At 61.7% G+C, this 26065-nt stretch carries 22 protein-coding genes; 7 read left to right on the top strand and 15 right to left on the bottom strand.

The genetic code is table 11. The features are described 5' to 3' along the window. The 3 genes from ACTHND_RS08670 to ACTHND_RS08660 are packed head-to-tail and all read right to left on the bottom strand — an operon-like array spanning position 1 to position 2464. The gene (locus ACTHND_RS08670) at positions 1–603 is read right to left on the bottom strand and encodes a hypothetical protein (protein ID WP_440177545.1); all 603 of its coding nucleotides are present in this window, start codon (positions 601–603) and stop codon (positions 1–3) included. Then, positions 600–1232 carry a hypothetical protein gene (locus tag ACTHND_RS08665; protein ID WP_440177544.1) on the bottom strand — a complete coding sequence of 211 codons (633 nt, stop codon included), beginning with the start codon at positions 1230–1232 and terminating at the stop codon, positions 600–602. Before ACTHND_RS08665 ends, ACTHND_RS08670 begins: the two co-directional genes overlap by 4 nt. Further along, positions 1229–2464 carry an acyltransferase family protein gene (locus ACTHND_RS08660; protein ID WP_440177543.1) on the bottom strand — a complete coding sequence of 412 codons (1236 nt, stop codon included), beginning with the start codon at positions 2462–2464 and terminating at the stop codon, positions 1229–1231. Before ACTHND_RS08660 ends, ACTHND_RS08665 begins: the two co-directional genes overlap by 4 nt. 136 nt (positions 2465–2600) lie before the next feature. Here ACTHND_RS08660 and ACTHND_RS08655 point away from each other — a divergent pair, with 136 nt between their 5' ends. Next, positions 2601–3491, top strand: coding sequence for an alpha/beta hydrolase (locus tag ACTHND_RS08655; protein ID WP_440177542.1), 891 nt, complete (start codon positions 2601–2603; stop codon positions 3489–3491). 13 nt (positions 3492–3504) lie between these two features. On the opposite strand, the gene ACTHND_RS08650 is transcribed toward ACTHND_RS08655, so the two are convergent. The 3 genes from ACTHND_RS08650 to ACTHND_RS08640 form a co-directional block, all read right to left on the bottom strand. Further along, positions 3505–4749, bottom strand: coding sequence for a Yip1 family protein (locus ACTHND_RS08650; protein ID WP_440177541.1), 1245 nt, complete (start codon positions 4747–4749; stop codon positions 3505–3507). 149 nt (positions 4750–4898) lie between these two features. After that, complete coding sequence (locus ACTHND_RS08645; protein ID WP_440177540.1) at positions 4899–6518, bottom strand: MFS transporter; 1620 nt, start codon at positions 6516–6518, stop codon at positions 4899–4901. A 214-nt stretch (positions 6519–6732) separates the two neighbouring features. Then, positions 6733–9393, bottom strand: coding sequence for a M1 family metallopeptidase (locus tag ACTHND_RS08640; protein WP_440177539.1), 2661 nt, complete (start codon positions 9391–9393; stop codon positions 6733–6735). A 262-nt stretch (positions 9394–9655) separates the two neighbouring features. On the opposite strand from ACTHND_RS08640, the gene ACTHND_RS08635 reads away from it, so the two are divergent. After that, positions 9656–10534, top strand: a complete 879-nt coding sequence (locus ACTHND_RS08635) for a DUF3034 family protein (RefSeq protein ID WP_440177538.1) — start codon at positions 9656–9658, stop codon at positions 10532–10534. A gap of 9 nt (positions 10535–10543) precedes the next feature. Further along, positions 10544–11002, top strand: coding sequence for a group I truncated hemoglobin (locus ACTHND_RS08630; RefSeq protein ID WP_440177537.1), 459 nt, complete (start codon positions 10544–10546; stop codon positions 11000–11002). Between the two features lie 7 nt (positions 11003–11009). On the opposite strand, the gene ACTHND_RS08625 is transcribed toward ACTHND_RS08630, so the two are convergent. The 5 genes from ACTHND_RS08625 to ACTHND_RS08605 all read right to left on the bottom strand — a co-directional run bounded on the left by ACTHND_RS08625 (position 11010) and on the right by ACTHND_RS08605 (position 17671). Beyond that, a complete protein-coding gene (locus ACTHND_RS08625; protein WP_440177536.1) occupies positions 11010–12800 on the bottom strand; it encodes a protein kinase domain-containing protein in 1791 nt (596 codons plus the stop codon). A 76-nt stretch (positions 12801–12876) separates the two neighbouring features. Then, positions 12877–14097 carry a molybdopterin molybdotransferase MoeA gene (locus tag ACTHND_RS08620; RefSeq protein WP_440177535.1) on the bottom strand — a complete coding sequence of 407 codons (1221 nt, stop codon included), beginning with the start codon at positions 14095–14097 and terminating at the stop codon, positions 12877–12879. 14 nt (positions 14098–14111) lie between these two features. Beyond that, positions 14112–14681 carry a molybdenum cofactor biosynthesis protein B gene (gene moaB / locus ACTHND_RS08615; RefSeq protein WP_440177534.1) on the bottom strand — a complete coding sequence of 190 codons (570 nt, stop codon included), beginning with the start codon at positions 14679–14681 and terminating at the stop codon, positions 14112–14114. Positions 14682–14734: 53 nt separating this feature from the next. Continuing rightward, complete coding sequence (locus ACTHND_RS08610; RefSeq protein WP_440177533.1) at positions 14735–16165, bottom strand: mannitol dehydrogenase family protein; 1431 nt, start codon at positions 16163–16165, stop codon at positions 14735–14737. Continuing rightward, a complete protein-coding gene (locus tag ACTHND_RS08605; protein WP_440177532.1) occupies positions 16166–17671 on the bottom strand; it encodes a UxaA family hydrolase in 1506 nt (501 codons plus the stop codon). It lies immediately after the preceding gene. A 156-nt stretch (positions 17672–17827) separates the two neighbouring features. Between ACTHND_RS08605 and ACTHND_RS08600 the strand changes: the two genes are divergently transcribed. Continuing rightward, positions 17828–18871 carry a LacI family DNA-binding transcriptional regulator gene (locus tag ACTHND_RS08600; protein WP_440177531.1) on the top strand — a complete coding sequence of 348 codons (1044 nt, stop codon included), beginning with the start codon at positions 17828–17830 and terminating at the stop codon, positions 18869–18871. Positions 18872–18962: 91 nt separating this feature from the next. Then, positions 18963–20375: a glucuronate isomerase gene (gene uxaC / locus ACTHND_RS08595; RefSeq protein ID WP_440177530.1), complete on the top strand. Its 1413-nt coding sequence runs from the start codon at positions 18963–18965 to the stop codon at positions 20373–20375. A 112-nt stretch (positions 20376–20487) separates the two neighbouring features. Here uxaC and ACTHND_RS08590 read toward each other — a convergent pair whose 3' ends face one another. Together ACTHND_RS08590 and ACTHND_RS08585 are read right to left on the bottom strand one after the other, a co-directional pair. Then, positions 20488–21369 (bottom strand): sigma-70 family RNA polymerase sigma factor, encoded by an 882-nt coding sequence (locus ACTHND_RS08590; RefSeq protein WP_440177529.1) that lies wholly within the window; start codon positions 21367–21369, stop codon positions 20488–20490. Positions 21370–21528: 159 nt separating this feature from the next. Next, positions 21529–21984, bottom strand: a complete 456-nt coding sequence (locus tag ACTHND_RS08585) for a carboxymuconolactone decarboxylase family protein (RefSeq protein WP_440177528.1) — start codon at positions 21982–21984, stop codon at positions 21529–21531. A 151-nt stretch (positions 21985–22135) separates the two neighbouring features. Here ACTHND_RS08585 and ACTHND_RS08580 point away from each other — a divergent pair, with 151 nt between their 5' ends. Beyond that, positions 22136–22972 carry a 2-keto-4-pentenoate hydratase gene (locus tag ACTHND_RS08580; protein WP_440177527.1) on the top strand — a complete coding sequence of 279 codons (837 nt, stop codon included), beginning with the start codon at positions 22136–22138 and terminating at the stop codon, positions 22970–22972. A gap of 33 nt (positions 22973–23005) precedes the next feature. Next, a complete protein-coding gene (locus ACTHND_RS08575) occupies positions 23006–24010 on the top strand; it encodes a PfkB family carbohydrate kinase (RefSeq protein WP_440177526.1) in 1005 nt (334 codons plus the stop codon). A gap of 2 nt (positions 24011–24012) precedes the next feature. Here the strand turns inward: ACTHND_RS08575 and ACTHND_RS08570 are convergent, their stop codons facing one another. Then, positions 24013–25449 carry a DHA2 family efflux MFS transporter permease subunit gene (locus ACTHND_RS08570; protein ID WP_440177525.1) on the bottom strand — a complete coding sequence of 479 codons (1437 nt, stop codon included), beginning with the start codon at positions 25447–25449 and terminating at the stop codon, positions 24013–24015. A gap of 60 nt (positions 25450–25509) precedes the next feature. Beyond that, a complete protein-coding gene (locus tag ACTHND_RS08565; protein WP_440177524.1) occupies positions 25510–26064 on the bottom strand; it encodes a sugar O-acetyltransferase in 555 nt (184 codons plus the stop codon). Position 26065: the final 1 nt, after the last annotated feature.

Raw genomic sequence — 26065 nt, 5'->3', positions numbered from 1 at the left:
CTATTTCCGCGCCTGCTGCATCATGTACCAGCCGCCGCCGCCCATGATGACAAACAGGGCCAGACCGAGAACCAGCACATAATGCGGCGTGCCGATCAGCAGGCCCAGTGCCAGGGTGGTGACGAACCAGCCGATGGATATGATGGCCAGCCATGCCTCCCTGCGGATCATGTAGGCGGTGAACCATACCGCCCCCTGGAAGGCGCAGACCGTGATCGGATACAGCAGCCAGATCAGAATGCTCTTTTCGGTAATGGCGGCATAACCGAACACAAAGACCATGAACAGATTGGCCAGGCCGGCGCTGCTGAAGGCGGCATTGAGCGCGCGGGTCGCCACGCCGTTCTTCGGCACCTTGCGATCACGCCACAGGATGACGCCCATCACGGCCAGAAAGACGACGGTGGGCAGGATGCCGGCGATCAGATTGCCGATGCCGCCGATATTGACGATGCCGGCCAGATGAATCCACTGCACGATACATTGCAGGCCGTAGCACAGACCGCCGGTCAGATAGAGCGCGCCGCCTGAGATGCGCACCCGCGCGCCTTCGCTGACCAGCGCCTTCACAAAAGCCAGATCGGACTGAATATCCTCACTCATGCGTCGCCTCCCTGCTGGCGGCGATCCAGCGATATCATGGTCCAGCCAGCCCCGCCCATCAGGACGATCAGGGCGATGCCCAGCACGAGCAGATAGGGCTGCGGCTGGCGGATCAGCAGGCCCAGGGCCACCGTGGTGACGAACCAGCCGGCGGAAACGCCCACCAGCCACAGCTTGCGTCGGATCATGTAGGCGACATACCAGACCGCGCCCAGGAAGGCGCAGATCACCACGGGATAGAGCAGCCAGATCAGCATGTTTTTCTGCGTGCTGGCGACATAGCCGAAGACGATGGCGATGGCGAGATTGGCCAGGCCGGCGGAGCCATAGGCGGCATTGAGCGCGCGCGTGGCAACACCCTGCGGCCCATTTTTGCGGCTTTGCCAGGTCACGTAGATGATAACGGGGACGGATATGACAATAGGAAACAGGATCAGCGCCCACGCGATCAGGCCGGTCTGCGGCCAGCCGAACGTGCCTTGCGCCCAGTAGGCCAGGCAATCGACACCATAGGCCAGGCCGGCGGTCAGGAAGACGATGCCGGCCGCCCCTTGCGCCTTCGGGCCCTCGCTGATGAGGGCCTTCAGGAAGGCAAGGTCTTTATGGACGTCCTCGCCCGGTTCAGTCATGCCCCATCTCCTAATACGGCCTCCTGGCCCAGGCTTGCGCGCTTCACCTTACGGCGTCGGCCATTGAGAATCGCCCCTACGAAGGTATAGCGTACCATAATTTGATAGGTCACGAGCCCGATCATCACGGTGGCCAGCAAAACCCCGGCGAATTTCAGTTCCGCCGGACCGGCCATATTGCGCACGAATAGTTGCAGACCCATTACGACCGGAATATGCAGGATGTAGATCCAGTAGGAGGCGTCCGACAGATAGCGCAACACTGGGTTTTCACGCTTGAGGAAGGCGTGGGCGGCGCCGATCAGGCCAAGGGTCCACGACCAGCCGGTCAGCAGATAAAGCGCCAGATAGAGCGGATGTTCGCTGCCTTTCGCGGGCGTTATAACGGGCGTAATGCCGACCATGTTCAGGCAGATGACCGTGCCGATCGTTGCGGCCGGCAGGTGTGCCCACCAGCGCTTCGCCAGATGGCTAAGCAGGTCCGGCGAGCGATGCAGGAACCAGCCAAAACCGAAGGCCGTGGTGAAAGCCGCCAGGGCGGGGGTATTGATCATAACGCCCGCATCCGGGGTGGGGATGCCGAACCACATCAGCCAGGACGGATTGGCATAGAGCGCGGCAAAGGCCGGCAGGATCAGGACGGCACCGATCAGATCGGTACGCGTCAGGAAGCCGATGACAGCGTCAAACACCCGGCCCAGAATGCCGCCGATATGCAGTACGTCGGTGATCAGCTTGAGAACGATGGCACCGCCATAGAGCCACAGCAGGGCATAAAGGAACCACAGATGCGTCAGGGGAAAGGTTCCGGCTGACAATGGGGGTGGCGGGGCCGCAGGTACGGCTGGTGCGCCCGGCGGTGGCGCAAAGGCGATGATCATGATGGCGAGGATCGACGCAAAGACGATCGGCCAGAAGATGGCCAGCGGCGCACCGACGCGGATCAGCCGGTTCTTGATGAAGCCGCCAAGGCCGTGCTTGTCCATCAGCATGTGGGCGAAGAAGCCCGCCATGACAAAGAAGGTCATCATGCGGAACATATGAATGACATAGAACAGCACGCCCAGTCCTGCGGAGGAACTGGCATCCTTGATAAGCCAGACCTGCGGCTCGATGAATGACATGCTGGTATGCAGGGCGACACCGAGCAGAAGCGCGCCGGCGCGCACGGCATCGAGATCGTGAAAACGCTCGGAATGGGTACTCACAGACAGTTTTGTCGTCACAGACATAATGACCTCCCGTCAGGGCCGATTGCCCCAATGCGGCGACAGATATATCAACAAGTTTAAAATGTAAACCAGTTTATATATTTCAGGATTGCGCCCGTCATCAAAGCTTCGATAAATCATGTGAAAAGGGGCGGGTATGAGCGAAACAATCGATAAAAAACCACGCGGCCTGGCTTTCGCCTGGCGGCTTTTGCGCCTGACCGGCCTTGGTCTGGCGGGCGCCTGTCTGGCCGCCTGGCTGCTGGCGGTCGGGTATCTCTATATCGAGCAGCGTCACCTGCTTTTCTTTCCCGAATCGGAGACCGAAGCCCTCGCCATAAAGGGCCTGGCCCTGCAGGACATACGCATCCATACGCCTGATGGCGAAACCCTGCAGGCGCTCTATGAAGCGCCGCGGCCAGGCCGGCCGGTCATCCTGTTCCTGCATGGCCAGAGCGGTACGCTGATGATGGGCAAGTGGCGCTATATCCGGATGCACAAGCAGGGCGTGGGTTATCTGGCGCTGGCCTATCGCGGCTATTCCGGCTCCACCGGCACGCCATCGGAAAAGGGACTGCTGATCGATGGCCTGGCGGCCTATGACTGGCTGAAAGCGAAAGGGTTTCGGGATTCCGACATCGTCATTCATGGCCATTCGCTGGGCACCGGAGTCGCCACCTATGTGGCCACGCAGCGACCGGCGCGGGCATTGATCCTCGAAGCGCCCTTTACCGCCGCGAGCGATGTCGGGGCCGAGCGTTATCCGTTCATTCCGGTATCGATTCTGATGAAGGACAAGTTCCTGAACCGCGAACGCATCAGGGACGTCCATATGCCCGTGCTGATCGCTCATGGCGACAAGGACAGCGTTATTCCTTTTCGGCAGGGCGAGCGCCTGTATGCCCTGGCCAATGATCCGAAGGTGTTCGTAAGAATGCACGGGTCAGAGCATAATACCCTGACCCGTGACGGCGTTTATCCTTATTACTGGAAGTTTCTGGGATTGCCGGAGACTGATGTCGATCCGGCAATCGTCATCGCCAAATAACTACTGTGTCATGTTATTGTGTCAGGGCTTTCGCGCGGCCGACATCCACGCTGGCGACCACCGCTTTCAGGGTGCCCATATCGACATTATCCCCTTCCGCCGCCACGCTGATGCGGCCATCGGAAACAATGGCATATTCACCGTGCTTGTTCGCATTATCCCATTTCTCTGTGACCATTCGGCCATTTTCGGTGGTGACCTTTTCGTAGCCGGTGGCGCTGCTGCTCGATGAGTTCAGGTTCATTGCCGCCGCCATGGCACCGATGCCGGCCACCGTGCCCATGTCGGTGACCGTAACATTCACCGTGCCGTCGCCGATATGATAGGTGCCCTTTGCGGTGGAAACGGCAATGCCGCCCGCGCCGCCGGAACTGGTATTGTCATCGGTGCGGGCGGCGCCGTTATAGGACGGGGGCAGGAGCGCCAGAAGCGCCGAGGCATCGGCCAGCTTGACCACCGACTGGCCGGTCTGGGCGGCTGAAGCCTGGGCGGCCATCTGGTTGGCCGCGGCCTCCATCTGATTGGCGGCCTCTTCCATCCTGGAGACATTGGGCGCGACGACGGCGTGATTATTGAACGCGAAGCCGCCCATATGCCCCATGCCGCCGGTTGCCATCATGCCCGCGCTGGTGACGGTGCCGACGACGGCACCGGCAATCAGGGCGAGTACGAAATAGATGACGGCGACCACGATCATGTAGACTATGGTCTTGTCGGCGGGGTTCTTCATCAGCTTGGGCATACCAAGATAGAACAGGTAGATGCCGTAGATCCAGGCCAGGAAAACCACGATGCCAAGCGCCGGCAAAAGACCGAAAATGCCGGCCACCCAGGTCGCGGTCGAGGCATAGGCCGCCAGCTTGAGCGCCTGGATAAAGTTTTTCTGGCCGTTGAAACTGGGGGCCAGCCCATCGATGACGAGCGCCACCACATAGATCATGATCAGTGAGAGCACGTAGCCCAGGATCGCGCCGACAATCGCCATCAGCAGAGGCGTATGAAAGGAAAACCCGAGCGCGCCCACACCAAATACCACGCCGCCAATGGCGCTGGCTACCGGGCCGATGGCGGCCAGCGGCATGATATAGCTGGTATAGAGCTGCTGGACGGTCGGGGTTTCGCGCTCGATCACATCCCAGGTCGGCGAGGGTTTCAGCAGGATGGCCTGCACCCGTTCGATCAGATTGTTGGGGTTTTTGGGATTGGCATAGGGATTGGGGTCCGGCGCTTGCACGGGGGGAACGGAGTCGTCGGTCATGTGTGGGATCGCCCTGTCAGTGGATAATACATACGCTGGCACTGGCGGGGCACAGTCAGTCTTTTGCCCCAATAAGGCGAGCATGGCCAAAAAAGAACCCCCGGTCAATCAACCGGAGGCCCTTTCGTTTCAACGTTTTCGTGAAGTCATCATTCCTTAAAATCGATATGCCGGTTGTCCTTGATGGTGAACAGGCCAATCAGGACGGTCAGGGCCGCAATCCCCACCGGATACCACAGGCCGTCATAGATGCCGCCGGTCGCCGCCACGATGGTAAAGGTGATGAAGGGCAGCAGCCCCCCGAACCAGCCATTGCCGAAGTGATAGGGTAGGGACATGGCGCTGTAGCGGATACGTGCCGGGAACATTTCGACCAGGGCCGCTGCCATCGGGGCATAGACCATGGTGACCAGAACGACCAGAAGGGTCAGGATGCCTATGGTTTTCGGGAAGTCGATCTGCGCGGTGTCGGCCTTAGAGGGATAACCGGCGGCTTTCAGCGCGTCGCCCACCGACTTGGCGAAATCGGTCTGCGCCGCTTTCACAGCCTCCGCGGCCAGGCCGGTGCCTTCAAAGGACGGGATAACGGTCTGGCCGATGCGGACGCTGGCCACCGTGCCGGCGGGGGCGGCTTCATTGGTGTAGCTGATACCGCCCTTGGCGAGATACGACTTGGCGATGTCGCACGATTGCAGGAACTTCGCCTTGCCGACCGGGTCGAACTGGACGGCGCAGGCGGCCTGATCGGCCACGACCACGACCGGAGAGGCTTTCTGCGCGTGTTCGAGCGCCGGGCTGACGGCGCCGGTCAGCATCTGGAACAGCGGAAAATAACCGATGGCCGCCAGCACCAGGCCGGCCAGGATGATCGGCTTGCGGCCGATGCGATCTGACAGCCAGCCGAAAAAGATGAAGAAGGGCGTGGCGATGACCAGCGCGCCGCCGATCAGCCAGTAGGAGGTGGCGAGGTCGACGTGCAGCATCTTCTGCAGGAAGAACAGGGCGTAGAACTGACCGGTATACCACACCACGCCCTGGCCCATGACGAGGCCGAACAGCGCGATCAGCACGATTTTCAGGTTCGACCATTTCAGGAAGGCTTCGGAAAGCGGCGATTTCGCCGTGCGGCCCTCTTCCTTCATGGCCTGGAAGACCGGGCTCTCATTGAGTTTCATCCGGATCCAGATCGAGACCAGCAGCAGGACGATCGAGAACAGGAACGGCAGCCGCCAGCCCCATTCCTTGAAATCATCCTCGCTGACATAGTGCTGGGTCACGCCGATGGCGACCAGGGCCAGCAGAAGGCCGAGCGTGGCCGTGGTCTGGATCCAGGCGGTCATCTGGCCGCGCTTGTTATCCGGCGAATGCTCGGCCACATAGGTGGCGGCCCCGCCATATTCGCCGCCCATGGCCAGGCCCTGCACAAGGCGCAGGCCGATCAGGATGATGGGGGCGGCAATGCCGATCTGGTGATAGGTGGGCAGGACGCCGACCAGGAAGGTGGACAGGCCCATGATGATCATTGTGATCAGGAAGGTGTGCTTGCGGCCCACCTTGTCGCCCATGCCGCCGAAAACCATGGCGCCGAAGGGTCGCACGATAAAGCCGGCCGCCAGGGCCAGAAGCGCGAAGATGAACGAGGTGGTCGGGTTGATGCCCTTCACCTCGAAGAACTGCGCTCCCATGATGGCGGCCAGTGTGCCGAAAATGTAGAAATCGAACCATTCGAAGATGGTGCCGAGCGATGATGCCCCGATCACCAGCCACATGCTTTGTTTCTTATGCGCCGTTTCGCCCATAACGTCTCAACCCCTTGCTTTGCTTATGCACCCGATTACCGGATGTGACTTTTGTCTCTTTGAAAGCAGAAATGGCACAGGCGCGGCGTATCGGCAAGAGATTAGCCTCGGCCCAGAAAAACAGGCGTGAAAAAACCCTCCGACGCGAAATCGCCGGAGGGTTTTTGTGGGTGATGGCTTTCGTCTACTTCGCGTCTTTCAACGCCGTGACGACTTCCGTGCCCTTGGCGTCTTTCAGGACGCTGCACGAGCGGATGTCTTCCAGCATCCGGTTGAAGGACAGTTCGCCGCGGCCGGCGGCGACCACCTTCGGGCGCATGATGCGTTCGATTTCATCCGCCTTGCCGGCATCGCAGTAATTATGCGGCAGCGAAGCGATGCGGCCGGCCGAGAAGATGCCGGCGCCCGCCGAGAAGCTGTCATAATTGGCCTTCAGCCAGTCATAGGTCATGTCGCGCGTGGCGGCATTGTTCATCAGGCCGCCGACCAGAGCCAGCTTGTCCGGCACACGCAGGCGGGGCTCGTTCAGCGCACCCAGAAGCCAGGTGGCCGTGGCGGCATCGGCGTCGGAGGTGATGGCGCCGCGCACCGCCGAACGGACGACTTCGTCCTGTTCAGTCAGCATCCGGTCGAACAGGGCCTTGGCCGCCGGCTGGTGGCCTTCCTCGACATAGATCTTGAAGCCGCGCGCCAGGAACGCCTGGTCGAGCGCCGTCTTGTCACCGCCGAGATAGGCATTGGCGGCATCGAGCAGTTGCTTGCGCACGGCCGGGTCGCGGCCCGCATCCGAAACGGCCACCACCAGGCGCTGGCGCAGCTTCTGGGTGTCGGGATCATCGGAGAGGTGCGCGCCGGCCTTCGGATTGAAGCCGATGGCGGCCAGGCGCGGCGCGTAGATTTCATCCATTACCCGGCGATAGTCCGGCAGTCCGGCTTCGGGGATAATGCCGCGCGTCACCAGTTCGTCGAACTGATCGGCGCTGACGGTGGCGACGTTGGAGTCCTTGTTGTTGACGAAGACCTTGGCCGCCTCGATCAGTTGCGGCGCGGCCAGCTTGCCGGCATAGAACTGGCCCCACAGGCTGTCGAGCGCCGCCAGGCCCTCGCCGGCGGGCAGCTTGTCGCCGGTGGCGATCAGGGTTGACCAGTCTTCCGGCGTCAGGGTGAAGCGGTAATAGCCGGTGCCGCCGGCATTGGGCATCAGCGCGCCGGGCGCATCGGCGCCGAGCGTGCCCTGGGGCTGGGCCATCAGGAAGCACTTGCGTTCCTCGCCCTGACGCAGGCAGAGCGGGATGGTCCAGCTTTGCGGATCAAGCGTGGTGCCGAGGCGGGCATAGCGCGACTGCGTCGCCACCAGCCAGCCGCCCTGATGGCTGAAATCGACGGTTGGGAAGCCCTGCTGGTTGACGAAGCTCTTCATGGCGTCGAGGACGCCCGGTTCCTGCGCCGCATCGGCCAGGGCACCAAAAAATTCATCGGAAGTGGCGTTGCCGTAGGGGTGGCGCGACATGTGCAGACGCACGCCGCGCTTGAAGGTCTCGTCGCCGAGATAGCCGGCCACCATGGCCACGACCTGGCCGCCCTTGCCATAGGTGATGGAGTCGAAGGCCGAGTCGATATCGCTGTTATTGGTGATCTTTTCGTGGATCGGACGGCCCACCTTCAGAGCGTCGGTATCCATGGCGCCGAACGCTTCATCGATGGCGCCGACGCCGATATTCAGTTCCGGACGCCATTCATTGCCGATGCGATAGCCCATCCAGTTGGCGAAGCTCTCATTGAGCCAGATATCATCCCACCAGGCGGGCGTGACGTAATCGCCGAACCACTGGTGCGACAGTTCATGCGCCACCACCATGCCGAATTCCTGCTTCTGGACGGTCGAGGCGCCGGAATCGAGCAGCAGGATATTATCGCCGTAGATATCGATGCCGGCGTTTTCCATGGCGCCGGGCATGATCGGCGAAGCGACCTGATCCAGCTTCGGGAAGGGGAAGGCCTGGCCGAAATAGTTTTCGAGATGCGAGACGATCGACGGCGTTTCGTCGAGCGCATATTTCAGCTTCGCGGCGTTCGGCTTGGTGGCGACAATGCGAATGGGCAGGGCGTAGTTGCGGTAGGGGTTGGGCGGAGCCACGCCTTCGGCCACGGCGAAGGGGCCAACCGCGAAGGCCACCAGGTAGGTGGGCAGCTTTTCCGTGCGGTAGAAGGAGTGGGTGATCATCGAGCCGGCCGTGGTCGAGCCATCTTCCGGACCGTTGCTGAGGGCGACCAGACCCTTCTCCGTGGTGATCTGCACCTTGAACGGTGTCTTGAAGCCCGGCTCGTCGAACGACGGGAAGGCGCCGCGGGCATCGATCGATTCAAACTGCGACCAGACATACCAGTCGCCGCCGACCTGAACGCGATAAAGCCCGGCGGCATCATTGGTGAAGGGGGCGTCGTAATCGAATACCAGCGTGGTGCGGCCGGCGGGAAGGGGCTTGGCGAAATCGAGGCGGGCGACGCCGAGGTCATCGACCTGGGTATATTTGGCATTGACCGGCTTGCCGCCCACCATGGCGACGACCTTGGACATCTTCAGATCGCGGCCATGCAGGTAAAGCGATTTCGTTTCGGCCTTTACATTGACATCGATCTCGACATGGCCGGAAAAGCGCGGCTTGGAGGGCACGATGGTCAGGTTGAGGCTGTAGGACAAGGGTGTGGCGGCGTCGGGCAGCTTGCCCTTGGGCGCATTGGCATCGGCGACAATGGCCGTGGCCGCCGGCGCGGCGAGGGTCACTACGGGGGTGAGCGCGGTCGAGGCAAGGAGCAGGCTGGCGGCAAAAAGCAATGGGCGCATGTGAAATCCGGGTTTGTAAGCGCGGCGCGGAGCTAGGCGACCCCTGGATGCGGCGCGATAATTGAGAATGTAACCAGTCGGCAGGGTTAGCATGACCTCCGTCGGCTGCACATTAAGTTTTTGTAATGCCGGGGTGTCCGGACGTGGCAAAAAGGCCGCAATGTGCGCGTTTTCTTCAGAAACGCTGCCACATAAAGCAAGCCTTAAAGAAGTTGCGGCTGAATGCCCTCATTGAACCGGACCAGAGTTCAAGGGATCCATTTTGAAGCATCACCTGTTCGGCGCCCTGCTGGCGCTATCGTTGCTTGCCGGCGCACCTGCCGCCAGGGCGGAGTCGATTTTCACCTATGCCAGCGGCAAGCTGCTGCTGACCGGCGGCGTATCGCAGGTGGAAGGCGCGGCCGGCGGCGGCCTGACGCCCTGGGCGGTCATCGGCGGCTATGAAACGAAGGATCAGGTGGGCGCCAACGCTTTTTACACCTCCGTCGATACGCAGGATTACCGCATCACATCGCAAGGCGCGCTGCTCGGGCTCTATAACCGCGTCGAGCTGTCCTATGCGCGGCAGGATTTCGACACGCAGGGCGTCGGCGCCGCGCTTGGTCTCGGCTACGGCTATACGATCTCGCAGGAGACGGTTGGCGTAAAGGTCCGCGTCATTGGCGATGCCATTCTCGACCAGGATCACTGGTGGCCGCAGGTCTCGATCGGCGCGCAGGTCAAGCACAACAGAAACGGCGCCCTCGTCAAGGCACTGGGCGCGCGGGATGATCGCTCCGTCGATTATTATGTCAGCGCCACCAAACTCTACCTGTCGCATGGCATTCTTCTGAACGGCACCCTGCGCGCCACCAAGGCCAATCAGTTCGGCATTCTCGGCTACGGCGGTATCGATGATGACAATCACCTGCAGGCCGAGGGTTCCGTGGCTTACCTGGTCAATCGTCACCTGGCGATCGGCGCCGAGGTACGCACAAAGCCGGACAATCTGGCGGTGGCCAAGGAAGGCGCGGCCGTCGATTTATTTGCCGCCTACGCCCTGAACAAGCATCTGTCCCTTACTCTTGCCTATGCCGATCTCGGCCATATCGTGACGCGGCGCCAGAGCGGGCTTTATGGTTCCCTGCAGGTCGGCTTTTAGGAATTGATCATGAAATATTTTGCCTTAACCGTCTTGCTTTTCGCCACGCCGGCCCTTGCCGAACCCCGAAACGCCGATCCCTTCCCGGTGATCTCGCCCGATGGCAGCCTTTATCAGGCGTTCGGCGGCCATGACGGACTGGTGCGCATCACTGATGACCTGATGGTCAATGTACTGGCCGATCCGCGCACCCATGATTTCTTCGTCGCCGCCAAGCGCGACCAGATCAAGACGGGTCTGATCCAGATATTCTGCCACGTCATGGGCGGTGGTTGTGAGTACACCGGGAAGGACATGACCGAGGCCCATTCGCAGCTTGGCATCCGCGAAGAGGATTTCACGGCCCTGGTCGAAAGCCTGCAAAAGGCGATGGACAAGAACCATGTCCCCTTCCGGGCGCAAAACAGGCTGCTGGCCGCCATGGCGCCGCATCACCGCGAGATCGTCACCGGCCCCGGCAAAGGATAAGGAAAGACTAGCCGAAGATGCGTTTGGCCAGTTCCGACAGGGCCGTTTGAGCCCACGGTGGCAGGGGGATGCCTGTCTTTGCCGTCATGACGGAAATCGCCAGGCAGACGGCCAGGAACAGGCTGATACCGCGCCAGATGCCGACCTGATTGCGCGCCAGCCAGGAATGCTTGCGGAAGAAATCGGGCTCCGCGCCATGCGAGCCGGTCTCCAGCTTGAAGGCCATCTCGAAACCGTCCTGGAAGCGATCGGCCGGATTGGGCGCCAAGGCCTGAAGGATGACGCTGTCGAGCCAGGCCGGCAGGTCGCGGCGCCGGCTGGCAAGGCTTTCCGGCTTGTTGAACCGGGGCGTCTGGCCGCTCTCGATTTCACCGAAGGGGTAGGCGCCGCCGGTGAACATCCGGTAGATCGTCACGCCCATGGCGAAGATGTCCGAGCGTTCGTCGCCGGGTTTGCCGTCGAACAGTTCCGGCGCCTTGTAGCTGGGGGTGCCCGGCACGAACAGGCTGTCCTTGTCGATGCCGGGAATGCGCGCCACGCCGAGATCGACCAGCTTGAAGCCGCCATCCGCCGTCAGGATGATGTTCTCCGGCTTGACATCGCGGTGGATGATGCCGGCGCGGTGCAGCGAACCCAGCGCCTTGGCTAGCTTGGTGGCGATGCCGACGCCTTCCTTGAGAGTAATTTTCGGCGCGCGCAGCAGGCGGTGTTCCAGGGTTTCGCCGACATAATAGGGCTGGGCGACATAGAGGCAGGTCTGGCGACCGGGCGCGATATCAAGCACCGACCCGATCCACATGTGCTGGACGCGGCTGGCCACCCAGGCTTCGCGCATGAAGGCCGAGCGCGCCGAGGTTTCCGAACCGATGGTGTGGGGCTTTGGGAATTTCAGCACGACATGGGGGCTGATGCCGGTGCGGAATTCGCGCATGTCGCGCGCCCGGAAGACGCGGCTGTAAACGCCATCAGCCAGTTGCTTTTCCAGCTTGAAGCCGTCGATCAGGTCGCCGACATGGGGCGGTTCGATGATCGGCAGCCGGGCGATGGCGAGGTTGAGGTCTTCGATCGTGGCCGGGGGCAGGTCGATGACATCGATCACCAGGGCGGTGGCATTGTCGTCGCCGCCGTGGGCGATAGCGGCGCAGACCAGCCGCTGGGCGGTTTCTTCCGGCGCGGTGCGGCCGTCGAGCAGGCTCAGGATTTGCGCCTGGCCGACAAAGCCGTGGACGCCGTCCGAGCATAACATCAACCGGTCATGCGGGAAGATATCGTGGGCGCCATAATCGATGCGGATGGCTTCCTCGGCCCCGACCGCGCGGGTGATGAAGGGGCTGCCGTCCGGCCCTTCCGGTTTGTGGTCTTGCGTCAGTTGTTCGAGTTGGCCGGCGCGCAGGCGATAGAGCCGGGTATCGCCGGCATGGAAGCTGTGCAGCCGCCGCCCCTTGATGACGATGCCAGTGAAGGCGGCGCACATGCCTTTCAGGTTTTCGTTCTTCTGGCCTTCGCGGAACAGCCAGTAATTGATACTTTCCAGGGCCCGCGCCGCCGTTTTTTGCGGGGACAGCAGTTCCGACTGGCCGAGATAATCATCAATGAAGGTGCGCACCGAAAGCTCGGCCGCCACGCGCCCGCCCTTACGCCCGCCAACGCCATCGGCCAATGCGGCCACCGCGCCGTGATGACGCTGGCCGTCCTCCAGGCAGAGGGCGGCGAAATCCTGGTTTTCTTCGCGCTTGCCGATATCGCTGGCGAAACCGGCGGCGATGTCGAGCCTGGAGGCATTTTGTGTCGGAGTCATGCCCTATGTGTGCATGTGCGAACCACGTTCGTCCAGTGGACGGTGGATTATGCTGATTGCCGTGGCTTTTGAACCACTACAGCCGATCGAGCGGCAGCACCTCGACGCGAGAACCGGCGTTCTGCGGCAGGGTGTTGGCCGGGAGGCGGATCAGGGCATCGGCGCGGGCAAACACGCTGACCAGCGAGGAATCCTGGTCATCAAACGCCGTCACCTGCAACTGGCCTTGCAGCGAACTGCCGATCTTTGCCCGCAGATAGGATTCGCGCTGGCCGGCGGCAGAGAGCGGGCCTTGTGTCACGGCGGTGATGAACGGGCTGGTTTCCGGCATTCCCAGTGATGCCTCGATCCAGGCTTTCAGGAACAGTTGCGCCGTCACGAAGGCCGAGGCCGGATTGCCCGGCAGGCTCAATATCCGCGTGCCATCGGTCAGGCGGCCGAAACTGGTCGGCTTGCCGGGCTTGATCGCCACGGAGGCGAAATCGAGTTGCAGGCCGAGCTTTTCCAGCGCCGGGCGCACCAGGTCGTAATCGCCGACACTGGCCCCGCCGACCGTGACGATCAGGTCGGCCTTCGTGTTCTTCAGCGCCTTGTGCAGGGCCCTGGCATCGTCGCCTTCCACGCCGATATAACTGGCCTTGCCGCCCCATTGCTTGATCAATGCCATGAGGGCATGGGAGGCGGATTCGTAGATCTGGTCGGGTTTCGGCGTCTGGCCAGGCAGGACGAGTTCATCGCCGGTACACAGGACGGCGATCTTGGGACGGCGCCAGACCGGCACCGTATCCAGACCGGCCGCTGCGACCAGGGACAGGCGCCATGGATCAAGCCGCTGACCGGGCTCAAGCAGGGTGTCGCCCGCCTTGAAATCCTGGCCGGCCTTGCGAATATGAGACGGTCCGTCGGGCTTGCGGCCATCCAGCAGGACATCGATCATGTCTGTCTGGCGCACGACATTTTCCTGAATGACGACGGCGTCGCAATCAGCAGGCACCGGCGCGCCGGTAAAAATGCGCACGGCCTCACCCGCGGCCACCGTACCTGTGTAGGCGCGGCCCGCCGCACTTTCACCAACCACATGCAGGGTAATCGGTTTGGTTTTTGCTTTCAGCGATTCCCTGCGAACGGCATAGCCATCCATGGCCGAGGCGTTGAAGGGCGGCTGATCGCGCCCGGCCAAAACGGCTTCGGTCAGTACGCGGCCCATGGCCTTAGCCAGCGGCACACGCTCTGCCGCCGGGGAAATCGCGCCCAGCCTGACCGCTGCCAGCGCCGCATCGACCGCAACGTTTTTCATTATTTTTCCCTGAGTCACTTTTCTTTCAGTCTGGGCATCAGCTCGACCATATTGCATGGCCCATGGCGGCTATCGAGCTGCCAGCGGATGACCTTGTCCCAGCCGTCCTTGACCGCGCCGTTCGAGCCCGGCAGGCAGAAGATGAACACGCCGTCGATGATGCCCGCCAGCGCCCGCGATTGCAGGGTGGAGAGACCGACCGTCTGGTAGCTCAGCATATGGAAGATAGTCGAGAAGCCCTCGATACGCTTGGTCAGCAGCGGCTCGATGGCTTCGGGCGTGACATCGCGGCCGGTAATGCCGGTGCCGCCGGTGGTGACGATGGCGTCGATCTCACCGGTATTGACCCATTTCATCACCTTGGCGCGGATGGCGTCGATATCGTCACGCACGATATTACGGCGCACGACGCTGTGGCCGGCCGCTTCGATGCGCTTGACCAGCACATCCCCGGAGGTATCGCTTTCCTCGTCGCGCGTGTCGGAAATGGTCAGGACGGCCAGGCTGACCGGCCGGAAGAGCCGCGTCTCGTCGATGCGGCCACCGCCCAGAAAAGTCTTGTCCGCTTCCGTAATCTCGCTCATGCCGGCCTCATCTGTTGTCTTTAAAGCAGATTTAGGCGCTGGGTTCCTTTATCTCAAGCGAAAACGGCTTCGCGCCTGAGGAGTTCGGCATAGGCGCTTTCGATTCCGGCGATCACAGGAGCGTCCGTCGACAGCGCTTCCGGGAAGACGGCGCGCAAAGCGAGGAAGCGGCCAACATCCGCCACCGTGTCGTCACAGGTCTTGCCAAGCGCGATCAGTTCATCCGCCAGCGGATCGGTGATCGCCTCTCCGGTGACCGCTTTCCGGCGTACAAACCGCATCCACGCCGCCAGAGGCAGGCACAGGCGGCGGATATCCTGGCCGCGATCGAGCGCCTCAACAAGACTGCTCAGAATACGGATCGGCAGTTTCTGGGAACCGTCCCAGGCGATCTGGGCCAGCTTGTGAACAATGGCCGGATTGCGGAATCGGGCGAGGATATCCTCGCTATAGGCTACGAGATCGAGTCCTTCGGGCGCTTCCAGCAAAGGTGCCACATCCTCAATCATCAGTTTACGGACGATATCGGCCAGCTCAGCATCCTGCATGGCCTCGGAGACACTTTCGTAGCCGCGATGCAGGCCCATATAGGCCAGGGTCGAGTGCGGGCCGTTGAGCAGGCGCAGCTTGGCACGCTCATAGGCCGGCACATTGTCGGTCAGGGTCACGCCGACGCCCTGCCAGTCCGGGCCGTTTTCGTGGCTGTGCTTTTCGATCACCCACTGGGTAAAAGCTTCGCGCTGGATCGGCCAGGCGTCTTCCAGACCGGTGGCTTCTGCCACGCGGGCGCGCAGGGCGTCATCGGTGGCCGGCGTAATGGAATCGACCATGGTGGAAGGGCATTGCAGGGTATCGTGAACCCACTTCGCCAGGTCGTGGTCAGACTGACCGACAAAGACGGTGACGGCTTCCTTGAGGCGCTTGCCATTCTTCGGCAGGTTGTCGCAGGGGATCAGCACGAAGGGCTTTAGCCCGGCCTGCCGGCGGCGGCGCAAGCCTTCCGCGACATAGCCGATAAAGGATTTTGGCGTCCGGGGATTGGTCAGATCATGAACAATGTCCGGGTGCTGGAGATCGAGCGAGAAATCCGGTGCCAGGCAATAGCCTTTTTCCGTCACGGTCGAGGTGACGATTTCGACCGAAGGCCGCGTCAGGCGCATCATAACCGCTTCGATATCCTCCGGGCCGACCAGGACTTCACGCATGGCGCCGATGATGCGGTAGCTGACGTCCTCATCAAGAATGGCCAGGGTGTAGAGGCCGTCCTGCGATTTCAGGGCATCGCGCACGCCGGCCGAATGCAGCGACACGCCGCAGATGCCCCAGCGCGCGTCTTTCGCCGCCAGGGCATCGAAATAGGCTGCCTGATGGGCGCGGTGAAAGGCGCCAGGGCCGAAATGAACGACGCCAATATCCAGCGATGCCGGATCATAGCCCGGCTTTGTGGCGTTTGCGGTGGCAAGTGTATCAAGTGAAAGGCGCATTCAGAGCGTTACCCCGTTTTTCCAGATGGCGATTTCGCGCTCATCGTTTGTTTCATTGCAGGCCGGCTGGCCCGAAGCGGTTTTGATGATCAGGTCCATCAGGTCATCGGCGGTCTGTTCCAGCGTCCGGCCTTCCAGCACCTGGCCGGCGTTGAAATCGATCCAGCCTGGCTTGCGCGTCGCCAGGGCCGAGTTGGAGGCGATTTTCAGCGTCGGGGCCGGGAAGCCGAGCGGCGTGCCGCGGCCGGTGGTGAACAGGACGATTACCGCGCCGGCGGCCGTCAGGGCTGTGCTTGATACCGCATCATTGCCGGGCGCTTCCAGCAGGGAAAGCCCCCGTTCGCGGGCGCGCTCGCCGTAGCGCATGACGGCATTGAGCGGGCTGTGGCCGCCCTTCTGCACCGCGCCGAGCGATTTTTCCTCCAGGGTGGTGATGCCGCCGGCCTTGTTGCCCGGCGAGGGGTTTTCAAAGACCGGCTGCTTGTGCTCGATGAAGTAATTCTTGAAGTCGTTGACCACATCGACGACCTGATGAAAGACCTTCTCGTCCTTCGCCCGGTTCATCAGGCCGCGTTCGGCGCCGAAAACCTCCGGGATCTCGGTCATGATCGCCTTGCCGCCGGCAAAGGCGACGCGATCGGCGATCAGCCCGACCAGCGGATTGGCGGTCAGGCCGGAAAAGGCATCCGAGCCGCCGCACTTGACGCCGATGGCTAGGTCACGGACGGAACAGGGTTCGCGCCGGTCTTTTTCGACCACGGCCACCAGTTCTTCCAGCGCTTCCAGCCCCGCTTCGTGTTCGTCCTCGACCATCTGGGCCGCGAAATATTTCAGGCGATCGGCCGGGCGGTCTATTTCCTTGATAAGCGCCGAAAGCTGGTTGTTTTCGCAGCCGAGACCGACGATCAGCACGCCGCCGGCATTGGGGTGCATGGCCAGCGAGGCCAGCAGCTTACGGGTATGATCGAGATCATCGCCCAGTTGCGAACAGCCGAGCGGATGGGTCAGGGCGTGGATACCATCGACGCGGCCCTTGAACCGTTCGGAGGCGATGCGCGCCAGCTTTTCCGAGGTCTTGGCCACGCAGCCGACCGTACACAATATCCAGATTTCATTGCGAATCCCGACCTGGCCATCACCGCGGCGATAGCCCTCGAAAGTGGCTTCCGTCAGGGCTGGCGGCGTCGTAACGGGCGCCGGCTGATAGCTGTAAGCCTCAAGTCCGCTTAAGCCCGTCACCAGGTTATGGGCATGAACATGCTCACCGGCGGCGATATCCTGCGAGGCGCGGCCGATGCTGAAGCCGAGCTTGATGACCTCATCGCCGGCCTTGATATCCTTCAGCGCGATTTTGTGGCCCTTCGGTACATCGTTGTGCAAAACAATCTCGCGCCCATCGATGGCGATGACATAACCCGCCGCCAGATCCTGGAGGGCCACCGCGACGGAATCGCCCGCGCTGACCCGCAGCCAGGGCACCGATACACCTGCCGGATCATCCGCCATGCACTTTAACTCCAGGATGGGTTTTACAAATAATGATACCGGTGTCATAAACCGAGTATGCAATCTTTTCAATCTGGCATTTCAAGAAAATAACTGTTCAGTCGCCGCGAAGCCCGCTACCCATAGCCCCAACAAGACGATCAGGCCCCATACTCCATGTCCGAAGACGCTATCGAGGAATTCATCCAGCGCCGCAAGAAGGCGACGATCAATGATGTGGCGCGGCTGGCGCGCGTGTCGAAAAAGACGGTGTCGCGGGTCATCAACAAGTCGCCGAGTGTGCGGGCCGAAACGCGTGACAGCGTCAACGCCATCATCGAGCGCATCGGTTTCCGACCCGACCCGCAGGCACGCGGCCTGGCTTTCCGCCGGTCGTTCCTGATCGGCCTGATCTACGACAATCCGAACGCACAATATGTCGTCAACATGCAGATGGGGGCGCTGGATGCCCTGCGCGGCTCTGGCAGCGAACTGGTGGTTCACCCGTGCGACCGCCACAGCGACCGCTTTATCGAGGATATCCGTGATTTCATAGAGTTGCAGCGCCTGGCGGGCGTGATCATCCTGCCGCCGATTTCCGAGGATCGCCGCCTGCTGGCCCTGCTGGAGGAACTGGAGGTCGACTATGTCCGGGTGTCTGCCGTGCAGCCGACCACCACGACCGGCGGTTATGCGGTCCTGTCGAAAGAGCGCATCGGCTGCCGCGCCGCCGGCGAGCATCTGGCGCAACTTGGCCACACGCAGATCGGCTTTATCACGGGGCCCGAAGGCTATGTCTCGGCTATTGAGCGGCGCGCCGGCTTCCGTGAGGGGCTTCAGGCCCACGGGCTGGATATAAACTGGGAACTGGAGGCGCAGGGGGCCTATACCTTCGAGTCAGGCCATGCCGCGGCCCTGAAAATTCTCGACCGGCCCAACCGCCCGACCGCCATCTTCGCCAGCAATGACGAAATGGCCATCGGCGCCTACAAGGCCGCCTTTGAACTGGGGCTGCGCATTCCGGCCGACCTCAGCATCTGCGGCTATGACGACAGCCCCATGGCCCTGCGTGTGTCGCCGCCGCTGACCACGGTCAACCTGCCAAGCCGCGATATGGCCCGCGCCGCCGCTGCCACGCTTCTGGCCGATGAAGACGATCGCAGGGACGAAATCATCTTTGAATCCGGCCTGGTTGTGCGGGAATCGACGGCCCGTCTTTAAGGCTGGCTAAAAAAGCCTGTTGTCAAACGTAATGACACCGGTTACCTATGGCGGCAAATATCTCTCAGGGTCGATCCCCAAGGTCAATAACATGTCCAAACCGCTTTTTCTTCACGCCGACCGCCTGTTTTCCAGTGATCCGGCCCAGCGCGCCATTGCGCGTGATCTCTATGCCAGCGTGAAGGCTCTGCCGATCCTGTCGCCGCACGGCCATACCGATCCGTCGTGGTTCGCCAATAACCAGCCCTTCGAAAACGCCACAGAACTGTTCCTGGCGCCTGATCACTATATCTATCGGATGCTGTATAGCCAGGGCATCGATATGGATGCGGTAGGCGTCGGCTCGAAGGCCGGTCCTTCCGGTGCCGATGCCCGCGCCGCCTGGCGCATCTATGCCGCCAACCAGCACCTGTTCCGCGGCACACCGTCCTTCATGTGGATGTCGCATGTCTTCGGCGAAATCATGGGCTTCGAGGTGGCGCTCGATGAAAGCACGGCCGACTTTTACTTCGACCGCATCGGCGAACTGCTGGCCTCGGACGCCTACCGCCCGCGCGCCCTGTTCGACCGCTTCAATATCGAACTGCTGGCCACAACCGAAGGCCCGACCGATACGCTGGAGCATCATGCCAAGATCAAGGCTTCCGGCTGGAAAGGCCGCGTGGTCACCGCCTATCGCCCTGATCCGGTGATTGATCCGGAGCATGAAGATTTCCACGAGAAGCTGGCCCTGTTCGCCGACCTGACCGGTGAAGATGTCCATAGCTGGAAGGGCTATCTGGCCGCCCACCGCAAACGCCGCGATGTCTTCATGGCTCACGGCGCCACCTCGACCGATCACGGTCATCCGACGGCGCAGACCGCCAATCTCTCGCATTCCGACGCCAAGGATCTGTTCCATCGTGTCTTGAAAAAGCATGTCTCCGCCGAAGACGCCGAACTGTTCCGCGCCCAGATGCTGACCGAGATGGCGCGCATGTCGCTCGATGACGGCCTGACCATGCAGATCCACCCCGGCGCCTTCCGCAATCACAATGCCAGGGTGTTCGACAGGTATGGCCGTGACAAGGGCGCGGATATCCCGATGCCGACGGGTTATGTCCATGCGCTCAAGCCGCTTCTCGATGCGTTCGGCAATGAAAAGAACCTGACGATCATCCTGTTCACGCTCGATGAGACCAACTATGCGCGTGAACTGGCGCCGCTGGCCGGTCATTATCCGGTGCTCAAGCTTGGTCCCTCCTGGTGGTTCCACGATTCACCGGAAGGCATGATGCGCTTCCGCGAGCAGGTGACCGAGACAGCGGGGTTCTACAACACGGTCGGTTTCAATGACGACACCCGCGCCTTCCTGTCGATTCCGGCGCGTCATGATGTCGCCCGGCGCATTGATTCCGCCTTCCTGGCGCGCCTTGTGGCCGAGCATCGTCTGCCGATCGAAGACGCCGCCCAGGTCATCCAGGACCTGACCTATAACCTGCCGAAAGCGGCGTATAAGCTGTAAAAATCTCCTCCCCATTTCTTAAATGGGGAGGGGGACCACGAAGTGGTGGAGAGGCGCCCCTCCGTCATTTGCTACGCAAATGCCACCTCCCCACTTCGTAGGGAGGAGAAGGTCAGTTCACCCGTGTCAACTTGTCCGGATTGCGCTGAAACCAGACAGCCGTGATCCGGCCGTCGCTGATTTCGACACTCAGCACATCAGTGTAATCATCGGTGTGGGTAGTCAGCAGCGACAGGCCACCATTGACGCGTTCATAGCGCAAGGCTGCGGTCGTGTGGTTGCGGAACTTCTGGTAGATGCCCACCATGAAGGCCCCCACCCGGCGCTTGCCGTCGAGAATATTGATCGCCGCCGATATCTTGCCGCCGCCGTCGCTGTAGAGCTTCACATCATCGGCCAGCAGGGCTTCCAGTGCCGCCATGTCGCCCTTTTGCGAGGCCACGACAAACGCTTCGAGATAGCGGCGCTCGTCATCGGGCGTCACCTTGAAACGCGGCCGCGACGCCCGGACATGCTGGCGGGCACGAGCGGCCAGTTGCCGGCAATTGTCTTCGGAGCGTTCCAGCGTCCGAGCAATCTCGTCATAGCCGATATCGAAGACATCGTGCAGCAGGAAGCTGGCGCGTTCCAGCGGCGTCAGGCGTTCCAGGGCATAGAGCAGGCCGATGGAGAGATCATCGGCCAGGTCTGTGGCGGCCGCCGGCGAGCCGGTGAAATCACTGACATCGTGCAGCGGCTCCGGCAGCCACGGTCCGACATAATCAATGCGTTTCCTGTGCGCCGATTTCAGGATATCGAGGCAGAGGCGCGTCACGATCCGGGTAAGATAAGCGCGTTTGTTGTCGATGGTCTCAGGCGGGGTTTCGCGCACACGCAGAAAGGCGTCCTGCACCGCGTCCTCGGCCTCGCTGACCGTGCCCAGCATCCGGTAGGCGACGCCTTGCAGATAGCGTCGCTCGTCTTCAAACCAGTGGATATCGGATTGAGGGATCATGATGACGACCGATCTGTATAAATCTCCCCCTCTTGGAGGGGGAGCTGGATTTTTGCGCCCCGCAAAAAGACAGAGGGGGTAAAGTTTACACGCACCGAACTTACCCCCTCCGGCGCTACGCGCCACCTCCCCCTCCAAGAGGAGGAGATCTTTTACATCTTACGCCGGCTTATCGTTCGCGTGCAAATTCCGCATCGAAGCAGCGAGGCGGTTCCAGGCATTGATCATGGCAACCGCCAAAGTCAGGTCGGCCATTTCCTTGTCGCTGAACTGCACCTTGACCTCGGCAAAGGTCTCGTCCTCGGCGCGATCGACATCGATATGGGTCAGGCTTTCCGTCCACAGCAGCGCCGCGCGTTCCTTTTGCGTGAACATGCGCGATTCTTCCCAGGCCGGCAGCAGGTTCAGGCGGGCAGGGGTGTCGCCGGCTTTCAGCGCCTCTTCATAGTGCATGTGCAGGCAGAAGGCGCAGCCATTGATCTGAGATACGCGCAGCTTGACCAGGCTGAGCAGCTTGAGGTCAAGCGCGCCGTGCAGATAGGTTTCAGTGGCAATCAGGCCGTTATAGCCATCGGCGGCCAGAGCGGCGAGGTTCAGGCGATTGAAGTGGGTCATGGCAGTCTCCTTCGGTTGGGGTCTGCCAGTATGACGAGCCAGGCACCGCCGCTGTGACATGCGGGGGCAATATTTTGTGCGACTTTCGTATTTCGATTGAACATGACACCGGTATCTTTTAGGTTCACGGCCCGGAAGGAAGCCCAGTATCATGTCCCACAAGTCCATCGCCGATCGTTTCACTGCCGCCCGGCGCACGGCGACCGCCCTGCCGGATTATCCCGGCGACCTGCCGGCCGGCATGGCCGATGCCTACGCCATCCAGGATGCGGCCATCGATCAGTGGCACCAGAAACTGGTCGGCTGGAAAATCGCCCGCATTCATCCCGATTTTCAGGCGCAGCACGGCGAGCGTATGGCCGGACCGATCTTCGCCAACAGCTTCCATGAATACCGGGGCGAGCCCCTGACCTATCCGATTTTCAGCGACGGTTTCGGGGCGGTCGAGGCCGAGTTCGTCCTGCGCATCGATCACGACGCCGATCCGGAAAAGACTGAATATACGGAAGAAGAGGCGCTGCGCCTGTGCGATGGTCTCTATGCCGGCGTGGAAGTGGCTGGTTCGCCTTTTCCGAAGATCAACGAACTGGGCCCAACGGTTACCGCCTCCGACTTCGGCAATAATTTCGGTGAAATCCTGGGGCCGCGCCTGCTGGAAATCGATTCCGACACGACGCTCGACACGGTTGGTCCCGAAGCCCTGAAAAACTACAGGTCGAAGACCGAGATCGATGGCCAGGTGGTCGGCGAAGGCGGGTTGTTCGTCATGCCGGGCGGCCCCTTCCAGGCCCTGGCCTGGCTGGCAGGGCACCTGGCCGGGCGCGGCCGTCCGCTGACGCGCGGCCTGCTGATCTCGACCGGCCAGACCACCGGCGTCCATCGCATCCGGCCCGGTCAGACCTCGGTTATTACCTTCAGCGGTGTCACGGATGTGGTAATAAGGCTGAAGACCGTAGCGCTTGCCGCCGGCGCGCCGGAAATCGCCTAAAGCCATATCACAAGACACACAGGAAGCGACCCAATGCCATCGACCGCCCCCTTCGTCTGTTTCGGCGAACTGCTGATCCGCCTGACCGTCACCGGTGGTCATCTGCTGGAGAGCCTGTCGCCCCTGCAGCCGGTCGTGGGCGGGGCGGAGGCCAATGTGGCGGTCGGGCTGGCGCGCCTGGGCCACGAGACGCGCATGGTCAGCGTGGTGGCCGATAATGCCCTGGGCGTGGCGGCGGTCAATGAACTGCGCCGCTGGGGGGTCGATACCTCTGCCGTAACCAAGGCTCCGCAGCGCATGGGTCTCTATTTCCTGACGCCGGGTGCCATTCATCGCCCGTCGGATATTGTCTATGATCGCGCCGGTTCGGCCTTCGCCCTGGCCGATTTCAGCGCGCTCGACTGGCCGAAGCTGTTGAAGGGCGCCGGCTGGCTGCATGTCTCCGGTGTCACGGCGGCGCTCGGCGAGAACTGCGTGACGGCAGCGCTCACCGCCATGAAAGCGGCGCGCAAGGCTGGCGTGAAGGTGTCGTTCGACTGCAATTACCGCCCCAAGCTGTGGGCCGAATGGAGCGCCGACGCCCCTGCCTACATAACGCAACTGATGACTGAAGCTGACCTGATCTTCGGCGGTTACCGCGATATCGAACTGGTATCGGGGCAGCGTTTCAATGACGAGCGCGCGGCGGCGGACCATGCCTTCGCCACCTTCCCGCATCTGCAACGCCTGGTCTGCACGCGGCGCGAACAGGTCAATGTCGATCATAATCGCCTGACGGGTCTGATGTATACGCGTGACCAGTCTCTGGAAACCGATACGCACAATATCGAGCGCATCATCGACCGAATCGGCGGCGGCGATGCCTTCGCCGCCGGCGTCATGCACGGCCTGCTGACTGACGCCGATGATGAAAAGGCGCTCGATTACGGTATAGCCTGCGCCTGCCTGAAACACGCCCAGCCGGGTGATGCCAGCCTGGCCACGCCGGCCGATCTCGACGCCTTCCTGAGCGACGACGGCTTCGACGTGAAGCGATAGATTTATCCTTTCGCCTCATCGAGGTGCAGGTCTTTTTCCCCTGACTCGCTGCCGCCGTCGCCGCGTTTGAGGCGGCTGAAGATCAGGGCGGAGACCAGGGTAAAGCCGCCCAGCACAAAGAACGCCTTGTGCAGGCCGTCAATCATGAGCGCCGGATTGCTGATGGCGTCGGCTGGCAGGAAGAAGAGCGTGGTCAGGCCCGCTGCCGCCACGCCGAACGATACCGACAATTGCTGGAGTGTGCTGGCTATGGTGCTGGCGCCGCTCGACTGGTCACGCGGCACATCGGCATAGACCAGCGTATTCATGCTGGTGAATTGGAGCGAGGTCAGCACACCGTAAATCAGTGCCTGAAGGACAATAACCCAGATCGGCGTGCTGCCGCCGACCGTGCCGAACAGCATCAGCATGACGCCGAGGGCCAGGGTATTGAAAACCAGTATGCTGCGGTAGCCAAAGCGCTCCAGGATACGCGGCAGCAGGGTCTTTGTGGTCATCGAGGCCAGGGCCTGCGGCATGATCAAAAGCCCCGATTGCACCGGTGTCAGGCCCAGGCCGATCTGGTAAAGCATGGGCAGCAGGAAGGGCGCTCCGCCGATTCCGAGGCGGGTGATGAAACTGCCGCTGACCGCCGCGGCGAAGGTGCGCAGGCGAAACAGCGTCAGGTTCAGCAAGGGAAAGGCCGTTTTCGCTGCGTGCAGGCCGTAGCCCAGGATCAGCAGCAGGGAGATGGCCAGCAGGCCCAGTATGCCGCCAATGCCCAGCCGGTGTTCGCCGAAAACCTCCAGCACATAGGAAAGCAGCGCAATACCGGAACTGAACAGGATCAGGCCGAGGAAATCAAGCGGCCGCGCCGCACCGCGATAATCGGGCATTTTGAGCCAGACCATAGCCATGCCGATCAGGCCAACCGGCACATTGACGAAGAAGATCACCCGCCAGTGCAGGTAATCGACGATCAGGCCGCCGACCAGGGGGCCCAGCATCGGCGCGATCAGCACCGGCACGGCGACGAAGCTCATGGCCCGGACCAGGTCCGTGCGCTCAAAAGTGCGGACCATGACCAGCCGCCCTACCGGCGTCATCATGGCGCCGCCCATGCCCTGCAGGACGCGACAGGCCACCAGCATATGGATATTGGTCGACAGACCGCACAGCAGCGAACCGAGCGTAAACAGACCGATGGCGGCGGCAAACACGGTGCGCGTGCCGAAACGATCGGCCATCCAGCCGCTGATCGGAATGAAGACGGCAAGGCTGAGCGTATAGCTCGACAGCACGGCCTTCATGCTGAGCGGTGTAACCGCCAGCGCCTTGGCGATGACCGGGACGCCGGTATTGAGGATGGTGGTATCGAGCGCCTCCATGAAAAAGGCGACGGCGACCAGCCAGGGCAGGATACGCCGGGTCATTTCTGGGGTGCGTTCGGCTTTGGTCAATCCGGTAATCCCTGGTTTCGCCCCGGCAACTATGGGCCGGCGGAATCACTCATGCAACCGTCATTCGGCGATCGAGCGGATGACCCGCGCCGGATTGCCGGCCACCAGCATATTGGCGGGCACGTCCCTGGTGACAACGGAACCGGCGGCAATCACAGAATTTTCGCCTATGGTCACGCCGCCGATAACCGTCACATTGGCGGCGATCCAGACATTTTTGCCGATCACGATCGGTTTTGCGATGACCGCATCACGCCGCCGGAATGGCTCGATCGGATGGCTTGAGGTGATCAGGCTGACATTTGGCCCGATCATCACCTCATCGCCGATATCGATGCCGCCGAGATCATAGATCGTGCAGTTCTGGTTTATGAAGACATTTCGACCGATGCGGAGATTGTCGCCGCCGGTGGTATAGAATGGCGGGATCAGCGAGAAACCATCGTCCAGAGGCGCACCGATCAGTTCGCTGAATAGGGCGCGTATCTGTGCTGTATCGTCATAGGTCAGGCGATTAAGGGCAGCGGTCATCGCCATCGCGCGTTTGACGCTGGCAACCATGGCCGCCGATTCCGGGGTCCGGCGGGAGATTGTTTTCGTGCGGTCGTCGTTCATT

This window comes from Asticcacaulis sp., assembly GCF_051954415.1.
Lineage (GTDB): Bacteria > Pseudomonadota > Alphaproteobacteria > Caulobacterales > Caulobacteraceae > Asticcacaulis.
The sequence above is the reverse complement of the archived record's forward strand: the minus strand, read 5'-3'. Positions and strand labels throughout refer to the sequence as shown.

Excerpts from the sequence above, each read along its gene's own strand:
- ACTHND_RS08670 (WP_440177545.1), bottom strand. The coding sequence starts at position 603 with ATGAGTGAGGATATTCAGTCCGATCTGGCTTTTGTGAAGGCGCTGGTC.
- ACTHND_RS08665 (WP_440177544.1), bottom strand. The coding sequence starts at position 1,232 with ATGACTGAACCGGGCGAGGACGTCCATAAAGACCTTGCCTTCCTGAAG.
- ACTHND_RS08660 (WP_440177543.1), bottom strand. The coding sequence starts at position 2,464 with ATGTCTGTGACGACAAAACTGTCTGTGAGTACCCATTCCGAGCGTTTT.
- ACTHND_RS08655 (WP_440177542.1), top strand. The coding sequence starts at position 2,601 with ATGAGCGAAACAATCGATAAAAAACCACGCGGCCTGGCTTTCGCCTGG.
- ACTHND_RS08650 (WP_440177541.1), bottom strand. The coding sequence starts at position 4,749 with ATGACCGACGACTCCGTTCCCCCCGTGCAAGCGCCGGACCCCAATCCC.
- ACTHND_RS08645 (WP_440177540.1), bottom strand. The coding sequence starts at position 6,518 with ATGTGGCTGGTGATCGGGGCATCATCGCTCGGCACCATCTTCGAATGG.
- ACTHND_RS08640 (WP_440177539.1), bottom strand. The coding sequence starts at position 9,393 with ATGCGCCCATTGCTTTTTGCCGCCAGCCTGCTCCTTGCCTCGACCGCG.
- ACTHND_RS08630 (WP_440177537.1), top strand. The coding sequence starts at position 10,544 with ATGAAATATTTTGCCTTAACCGTCTTGCTTTTCGCCACGCCGGCCCTT.
- ACTHND_RS08625 (WP_440177536.1), bottom strand. The coding sequence starts at position 12,800 with ATGACTCCGACACAAAATGCCTCCAGGCTCGACATCGCCGCCGGTTTC.
- ACTHND_RS08620 (WP_440177535.1), bottom strand. The coding sequence starts at position 14,097 with ATGAAAAACGTTGCGGTCGATGCGGCGCTGGCAGCGGTCAGGCTGGGC.
- moaB (WP_440177534.1), bottom strand. The coding sequence starts at position 14,681 with ATGAGCGAGATTACGGAAGCGGACAAGACTTTTCTGGGCGGTGGCCGC.
- ACTHND_RS08610 (WP_440177533.1), bottom strand. The coding sequence starts at position 16,165 with ATGCGCCTTTCACTTGATACACTTGCCACCGCAAACGCCACAAAGCCG.
- ACTHND_RS08605 (WP_440177532.1), bottom strand. The coding sequence starts at position 17,671 with ATGGCGGATGATCCGGCAGGTGTATCGGTGCCCTGGCTGCGGGTCAGC.
- ACTHND_RS08600 (WP_440177531.1), top strand. The coding sequence starts at position 17,828 with ATGTCCGAAGACGCTATCGAGGAATTCATCCAGCGCCGCAAGAAGGCG.
- uxaC (WP_440177530.1), top strand. The coding sequence starts at position 18,963 with ATGTCCAAACCGCTTTTTCTTCACGCCGACCGCCTGTTTTCCAGTGAT.
- ACTHND_RS08590 (WP_440177529.1), bottom strand. The coding sequence starts at position 21,369 with ATGATCCCTCAATCCGATATCCACTGGTTTGAAGACGAGCGACGCTAT.
- ACTHND_RS08585 (WP_440177528.1), bottom strand. The coding sequence starts at position 21,984 with ATGACCCACTTCAATCGCCTGAACCTCGCCGCTCTGGCCGCCGATGGC.
- ACTHND_RS08580 (WP_440177527.1), top strand. The coding sequence starts at position 22,136 with ATGTCCCACAAGTCCATCGCCGATCGTTTCACTGCCGCCCGGCGCACG.
- ACTHND_RS08575 (WP_440177526.1), top strand. The coding sequence starts at position 23,006 with ATGCCATCGACCGCCCCCTTCGTCTGTTTCGGCGAACTGCTGATCCGC.
- ACTHND_RS08565 (WP_440177524.1), bottom strand. The coding sequence starts at position 26,064 with ATGAACGACGACCGCACGAAAACAATCTCCCGCCGGACCCCGGAATCG.